The sequence below is a fragment of the Comamonas sp. E6 genome (genome assembly GCF_001010305.1).
GTDB lineage: Bacteria > Pseudomonadota > Gammaproteobacteria > Burkholderiales > Burkholderiaceae_C > Comamonas > Comamonas thiooxydans.
The window spans coordinates 1-6279 of record NZ_BBXH01000053.1; the positions used below are offsets into that span (position 1 = coordinate 1).

The 6279-nt window shown below is 60.0% G+C and carries 7 protein-coding genes; 1 reads left to right on the plus strand and 6 read right to left on the minus strand.

What is annotated here, in order from left to right:
- Positions 1–221: 221 nt before the first annotated feature.
- Genes CSE6_RS25670 through CSE6_RS25680 form a run of 3 tightly spaced genes read right to left on the minus strand, consistent with a single transcriptional unit; the run spans position 222 to position 2071 of the window.
- On the minus strand, positions 222–1181 hold the full coding sequence (locus tag CSE6_RS25670) for a cation diffusion facilitator family transporter (RefSeq protein WP_023294863.1): 960 nt from the start codon (positions 1179–1181) through the stop codon (positions 222–224).
- Between the two features lie 19 nt (positions 1182–1200).
- Positions 1201–1767, minus strand: a complete 567-nt coding sequence (locus tag CSE6_RS25675) for a recombinase family protein (protein ID WP_011638900.1) — start codon at positions 1765–1767, stop codon at positions 1201–1203.
- Positions 1768–1774: 7 nt separating this feature from the next.
- Positions 1775–2071, minus strand: coding sequence for a zinc ribbon domain-containing protein (locus CSE6_RS25680; RefSeq protein WP_025714488.1), 297 nt, complete (start codon positions 2069–2071; stop codon positions 1775–1777).
- Positions 2072–2281: 210 nt separating this feature from the next.
- Between CSE6_RS25680 and CSE6_RS25685 the strand changes: the two genes are divergently transcribed.
- Positions 2282–5251, plus strand: a complete 2970-nt coding sequence (locus CSE6_RS25685) for a Tn3-like element TnShfr1 family transposase (protein WP_024945956.1) — start codon at positions 2282–2284, stop codon at positions 5249–5251.
- Here CSE6_RS25685 and CSE6_RS25690 read toward each other — a convergent pair.
- From CSE6_RS25690 to CSE6_RS25700, 3 genes are read right to left on the minus strand one after another with little or no spacing between them, the layout of a single operon-like run.
- Positions 5228–5527, minus strand: a complete 300-nt coding sequence (locus tag CSE6_RS25690) for a hypothetical protein (RefSeq protein WP_152668673.1) — start codon at positions 5525–5527, stop codon at positions 5228–5230. The genes CSE6_RS25685 and CSE6_RS25690 overlap by 24 nt on opposite strands.
- A 20-nt stretch (positions 5528–5547) precedes the next feature.
- Entirely contained in the window at positions 5548–5766 is a 219-nt protein-coding gene (locus CSE6_RS25695) for a hypothetical protein (RefSeq protein WP_152668674.1), read from the minus strand.
- Positions 5767–5774: 8 nt separating this feature from the next.
- Positions 5775–6047 carry a hypothetical protein gene (locus tag CSE6_RS25700; protein ID WP_059441868.1) on the minus strand — a complete coding sequence of 91 codons (273 nt, stop codon included), beginning with the start codon at positions 6045–6047 and terminating at the stop codon, positions 5775–5777.
- Positions 6048–6279 lie beyond the last annotated feature (232 nt).

Consider the following 6279-nt stretch of genomic DNA (forward strand, 5'->3'; position numbering starts at 1 on the left):
TTAACGGCTCGCAACCGCACCTGTCAACCAAGCTTGTGCCTGAGCCTCGATTTGATCTGAGATTGCCCGCGTCACATCGCCCGCTGTTCTCCTTTACTTGCCAGGGCAGGTCAGGGCAGAGACTTTCCAGCGCCACGGCCCGATATGGGGTCGTCTCAGAAAACGGAAAAAATCGTACGCTAAGACCGGTTTGGCTAGCCGGGTAGTAGGAGTCCCATTAGTCACGCCTGCCGGGCTGCGGCTTGGTCTGGTTGAGAACTCGGTTCTTTGTGGCGATGATCCACGAAGTTGCACCCATCGACGCTGTGCTCACAGGCAACAATCTCCAGTTGCAGCGTCGTATGGAAGATGCTGAATCGGTCAGCCAGCAACAACTTGAGGGTTTTGAGCAACTCGTCGGGCCCTATTTCCGGCGCATACACGATATGAGCGGTCATGCTGACCTTGCCGCTCGTGAGCGCCCATACGTGCAAGTCATGCAGCCCTGTCACGCCTGGCACGGCCTGAACAGATGCCATCAAGGCTCCCATGTCAATGCCGTCTGGGACTCCCTCCAGCAAGACATTCAGGCTTTCCTTGAGTAGCAGCCAAGTTCGTGGCAGCACCCAAAGCCCAATTGCCACGGCGACGACCGCATCTACCCACACCCAGCCGGTGAATCGGATGACCAGCGCAGCTCCGATCACGCCGATGGAGCCAAGCATGTCGCTCCAGACCTCCAGATAAGCGCCTTTGACGTTGAGGCTCTTGTCCTTGCCGCCCTGAAGCATACGCATGCTGATGAGGTTGACGATCAGACCCAGCACTGCTACCACCAGCATCCCGCTGGACTGAACCTGCGCTGGCTCGCGCAAACGCTGCCAGCCCTCATACAGGATGTAGCCAGCGACGCCGAAGAGCAACAGGGCGTTGAATGCGGCCGCAAGGATTTCGAAGCGGTAGTAGCCATAGGTGCGCTTGGCATCGGCTGGCCGTCTCGCCACCCGTACAGCCGCCAAGGCGATGGCCAGCGCCGCTGCATCCGTGAACATGTGCGCCGCATCTGAGAGCAGGGCCAGGCTGTTGAAAACAATGCCTGCGGCGACTTCGGCCAGCAGGAAGCTTCCGGTCAGCGCCAGGGCGATCCAGAGCGATTTTTCATTGCGCTCGCTGGGTAGGGCATGGGAGTGATTGGTGCTCATCTTCGTCCTTCTTCTGAGTTCATTTTTGTTCAGCGTGACCGGAAGCCGGCACCCAGCGATACAACGTCGGGATTGAGACCCCGAGGTTCTTGGCCACGTCCTTGGGAGCGATCCCGCTGGCGAGCAGTTTCTTGGCCGATTCAATCTTGCTTTTGGTCATCTTCGGTTTGCGTCCTCCCTTGCGGCCTGACAGCCGGGCGACCGCCAATCCTGCACGGGTCCGCTCCACCGTCAGCTCGCGCTCCATTTCGGCGAGGCTGGCCATGACGTGAAAGAAGAACCGTCCCGACGGCGTGCCGGTGTCGATGGCGTCGGTGAGACTCTTGAACTGGATGCTCTGCTTGTGCAACTCGCTGACCAGATCGACCAATTGCTTGACGCTACGGCCCAGGCGATCCAGCTTCCAGACGACCAGCGTGTCTCCCTTGCGTAGCATTTCAAGCGCCTTGGCCAAGCCGGGGCGCTCGGCTCTCGTGCCGCTTAATTTGTCCTCAAAGAGCTTTTGGCACCCGGCCTGGGTCAAGGCCTCTCGCTGTAGCTCCAGGTTCTGATCCTGCGTCGAGACGCGCGCATAGCCGACGAGCATGGCACGGTCAGACCGCTGCCTTGCCGCACTGAGCGCAAAACTTCGTACCCGGTTGCAGTGTGGTTCCGCATTGCGCGCAAGCCGAAGGAACCAACGAAGTCCCGCACTGCTGGCAGAAGCGAGCGCCTGGCGCGTTAGATGCCTTGCAGTTGGGGCAAGCAAGGCCGCCATTACCCCACCCGCCCGCTGGCGGCCCGCCGCTTCCGTACCCACCGCCACCACCGTGATGCCCACCACCGTGATGCCCACCACCGCTGTAACCGCCACCGTGGTGGCCACCGAAAAGTCTGTCAAAAATACCCATGAGTCTTTCTCCTTTCGTAAACACGTCAAAGCCACTTGGGGCAGCGGTTGGCTACATCACTATTTCTCGAAACGCGTTGATATGATAAGAATTCAAGAATAAAGTTTCAAGAACTGTTTTCGAGAATCGCAACGCATTGATTTGCTGTACCGCGCCAGAGGGTTGAGCGGGATTGTCGCAAACCTACGTTTTTGAGAAGAAGGAGACTGCATGCCCCGCCGTTCAATCCTCTCCGCCGCAGAGCGCGACAGTCTCTTGGCGTTGCCCGATACCCAAGACGAACTCATCCGGCTCTACACGTTCAGCGAACCCGACCTGTCACTAATCCGCCAGCGGCGCGGTGACGCCAACCGCCTGGGTGTCGCGGTGCAATTATGCTTATTGCGCTTTCCCGGTCAGGGCCTGCTGCCCGACGCTGCGGTGCCGATGCCCCTGCTGCAATGGATCGGACGGCAACTGCGCATCGATCCATCGTGCTGGCCACAGTATGCAGAGAGGGAAGAAACCCGGCGCGAGCATCTGCTTGAGCTGCGTGCATATTTGGGCATGGAGCCGTTCGGCCTGGCGCACTATCGGCAGGCTGTCCATGCCGCGACCGAGTTGGCCTTGCAAACCGACAAGGGCATCATGCTGGCCAACAGTGTTCTCGACGACCTGCGGCACCGACACGTCATCTTGCCGACGCTGGATGTTGTCGAGCGCGTCTGTGCCGAGGCGATCACCCGCGCCAACCGGCAAATCTACGAAACCTTGTCCGAACCGCTATCGGACGCGCATCGTCGCCGCCTTGACGATCTGCTCAAACGCCGGGACAACGGCAAAACGACCTGGCTGGCCTGGCTGCGCCAGTCACCCGTCAAGCCCAATTCGCGGCACATGCTCGAACACATCGAACGCCTCAAGGCATGGCAGGCGCTCGACCTGCCTTCCGGCGTCGAGCGGTCGGTGCACCAGAATCGCCTGCTCAAGATCGCCCGCGAGGGTGGCCAGATGACACCCGCCGACCTGGCCAAGTTCGAGGCGCAGCGGCGCTACGCCACCCTGGTCGCGCTCGCCATCGAGGGCATGGCCACGGTCACCGACGAAATCATCGACTTGCACGACCGCATCCTGGGCAAGCTGTTCAACGCCGCCAAGAACAAGCATCAGCAGCAGTTTCAGGCATCCGGCAAGGCGATCAACGCCAAGGTGCGGCTGTTCGGGCGCATCGGCCAGGCGCTGATCGAGGCCAAGCAAGCGGGCCGCGATCCGTTCGCCGCCATCGAGGGCGTACTATCCTGGGATGCTTTCGCCGAAAATGTCACCGAAGCGCAGAAGCTCGCGCAGCCCGAGGACTTCGATTTCCTGCACCGCATCGGCGAGAGCTACGCCACGTTACGCCGGTACGCGCCGGAATTCCTCGCCGTGCTCAAGCTGCGGGCTGCGCCCGCTGCCAAGGATGTGCTGGACGCCATCGAGGTGCTGCGCGGCATGAACAGCGACAACGCACGCAAGGTGCCTGCCGATGCGCCGACCGACTTCATCAAGCCGCGCTGGCAGAAGCTGGTGATGACCGATGCCGGCATCGACCGGCGCTACTACGAGTTGTGCGCACTGTCGGAACTGAAGAACGCGCTGCGCTCCGGCGACATCTGGGTGCAAGGCTCACGCCAGTTCAAGGATTTCGAGGACTACCTGGTACCGCCTGTGAAATTCGCCAGCCTCAAGCTGGCCAGCGAACTGCCGCTGGCTGTGGTCACCAACTGCGACCAGTACCTGCATGACCGGCTGACGCTGCTAGAAACACAGCTTGCGACCGTCAACCGCATGGCGGCGGCCAACGACCTGCCGGACGCCATCATCACCGAGTCTGGCCTGAAGATCACGCCTCTGGATGCGGCGGTGCCTGACACCGCGCAGGCGCTGATCGACCAGACCGCGATGATCCTGCCGCACATCAAGATCACCGAACTGCTTATGGAAGTGGATGAATGGACGGGCTTCACCCGCCACTTTACGCACCTGAAATCGGGCGACCTGGCCAAGGACAAGAACCTGCTGCTGACCACCATACTGGCCGACGCGATCAATCTCGGCCTGACCAAGATGGCCGAGTCCTGTCCCGGCACAACGTATGCCAAGCTCGCCTGGCTACAAGCCTGGCATACCCGCGATGAAACCTATTCGACGGCGCTGGCCGAATTGGTGAACGCGCAGTTCCGGCATCCCTTCGCCGAGCATTGGGGTGACGGCACCACGTCATCGTCGGACGGCCAGAACTTCCGCACCGGCAGCAAGGCCGAGAGCACCGGGCACATCAACCCGAAATATGGCAGCAGCCCAGGGCGGACGTTTTACACGCACATCTCCGACCAGTACGCGCCGTTCCACACCAAGGTCGTGAACGTCGGCGTGCGCGACTCGACCTACGTGCTCGACGGCCTGCTGTACCACGAGTCCGACCTGCGCATCGAGGAGCACTACACCGACACGGCGGGCTTCACCGATCATGTCTTTGCCCTCATGCATCTGCTGGGCTTCCGCTTCGCGCCGCGCATCCGCGCCCTGGGCGACACCAAGCTGTTCATCCCTAAGGGTGAAGCCAGTTACGACGCACTCAGACCGACGATTAGCAGCGACAAGTTGAACATCAAGGCTATTCGTGCCCATTGGGATGAAATCCTGCGCCTGGCTACCTCGATCAAACAGGGCACGGTGACGGCCTCGCTGATGTTGCGCAAGCTCGGCAGCTACCCGCGCCAGAACGGCCTGGCCGTTGCGCTGCGCGAGCTGGGGCGCATCGAGCGCACGCTGTTCATCTTGGACTGGCTGCAAAGCGTGGAACTACGCCGTCGTGTGCATGCCGGATTGAACAAGGGCGAAGCCCGCAATGCGCTGGCCAGGGCGGTGTTCTTCAACCGGCTGGGCGAAATCCGCGACCGCAGTTTCGAGCAGCAGCGCTACCGGGCCAGTGGCCTCAACCTGGTGACGGCGGCCATCGTGCTGTGGAACACGGTCTACCTGGAGCGCGCCGCGAATGCTTTGCGCGGCCACGGCCATGGTGTCGATGAAGGGCTGTTGCAGTACCTGTCGCCGCTGGGTTGGGAGCATATCAACCTGACCGGCGATTACCTCTGGCGCAGTAGCTCCAAAGTAGGCGTGGGGAAATTCCGACCGCTACGTCCGCTCTCTGGGTCTTAGCGTACGATTTTTTCCGTTTTCTGAGGTGACCCCGATATCGTCAACAGGGCTTGGCTGCACAGTGGCCTTGCAAGCCTTGTCTGCGACAGTGACAGATACCTCGTACTTGCCCTGTCCGATGCTCACTGGCTCTGCCGTCTTGACCAAATACAGCACCTTGAGGGTGGCCACCTCTGCAACAGTCTTTATCTCTTCACTATCGGGCTTTGAGGGCTGAGCAGCAACAGCTGTAAATGCTGCGCCCAGACAAACGATTGCTACTCCTAGCGATTTCATGACTTTCCGACTTTCCTTCCTTATCGCTGACCGTTTCGGACTGCCTCAATGGCGGGGTAGCTTTGTCCAGCATCAAGCATCAGCACCGGCCACTTTGAGCCGTTCGGACAACGGGTAATCAGCGAAACTTCAAGGCCCAATTTCTCAATCTGGAGCTTCGCTTCGGTCATGATCTTCATGGCTTCCGCTTGAGCTGCTTCAATTGCTGCATCGCTGACTTCTTGAATTCGAGTTGCCACGAGGTTTCCTAACTGCGTTGAGGGGACAACTTTTCCAGAATGGCACGGGCATTTGCTTGTGCCTCCAGTATCTCCGTGTGGTCGCCAAGCAGGCCATCCACCAACGCACCGCCTTTGGCCAGGGCTTGTAGCGCCGTCAACATATCGCGTGCGGCAGCCAATGTGCGCGCATCTTCTTCAGTGCAGTTGAGCAGTACAGACCTTAGCTGCAGTCCATGCAGGTGGTGGTAGTTCGGCCCCATCCCTCGCGCTGGGGTGGTGCTCCATTGTTTGTCGGGCATCGTTTTTTCCTAGATTCAATTGGCCTTGGGGTCGAAGAAAACAATGACGACTTCATCGCCCTCACTCTTGATCTTCTCGGCCTCGACCGAAGCCGACTTGACTTCATCCATGGACGGGTACTTGCCAAACGGGGCAAGCGTGTTAATCGGCTGCGTGTTTATCGGCTGCCTCCACTTATCCGGTTCGGTTTGTGTTATTCCAGCCAATTAATGTCGTAAACACAGGGCTAGG

Excerpts from the sequence above, each read along its gene's own strand:
- CSE6_RS25675 (WP_011638900.1), bottom strand. The coding sequence starts at position 1,767 with ATGCTCGTCGGCTATGCGCGCGTCTCGACGCAGGATCAGAACCTGGAG.
- CSE6_RS25700 (WP_059441868.1), bottom strand. The coding sequence starts at position 6,047 with ATGCCCGACAAACAATGGAGCACCACCCCAGCGCGAGGGATGGGGCCG.
- CSE6_RS25690 (WP_152668673.1), bottom strand. The coding sequence starts at position 5,527 with ATGAAATCGCTAGGAGTAGCAATCGTTTGTCTGGGCGCAGCATTTACA.
- CSE6_RS25685 (WP_024945956.1), top strand. The coding sequence starts at position 2,282 with ATGCCCCGCCGTTCAATCCTCTCCGCCGCAGAGCGCGACAGTCTCTTG.
- CSE6_RS25680 (WP_025714488.1), bottom strand. The coding sequence starts at position 2,071 with ATGGGTATTTTTGACAGACTTTTCGGTGGCCACCACGGTGGCGGTTAC.
- CSE6_RS25670 (WP_023294863.1), bottom strand. The coding sequence starts at position 1,181 with ATGAGCACCAATCACTCCCATGCCCTACCCAGCGAGCGCAATGAAAAA.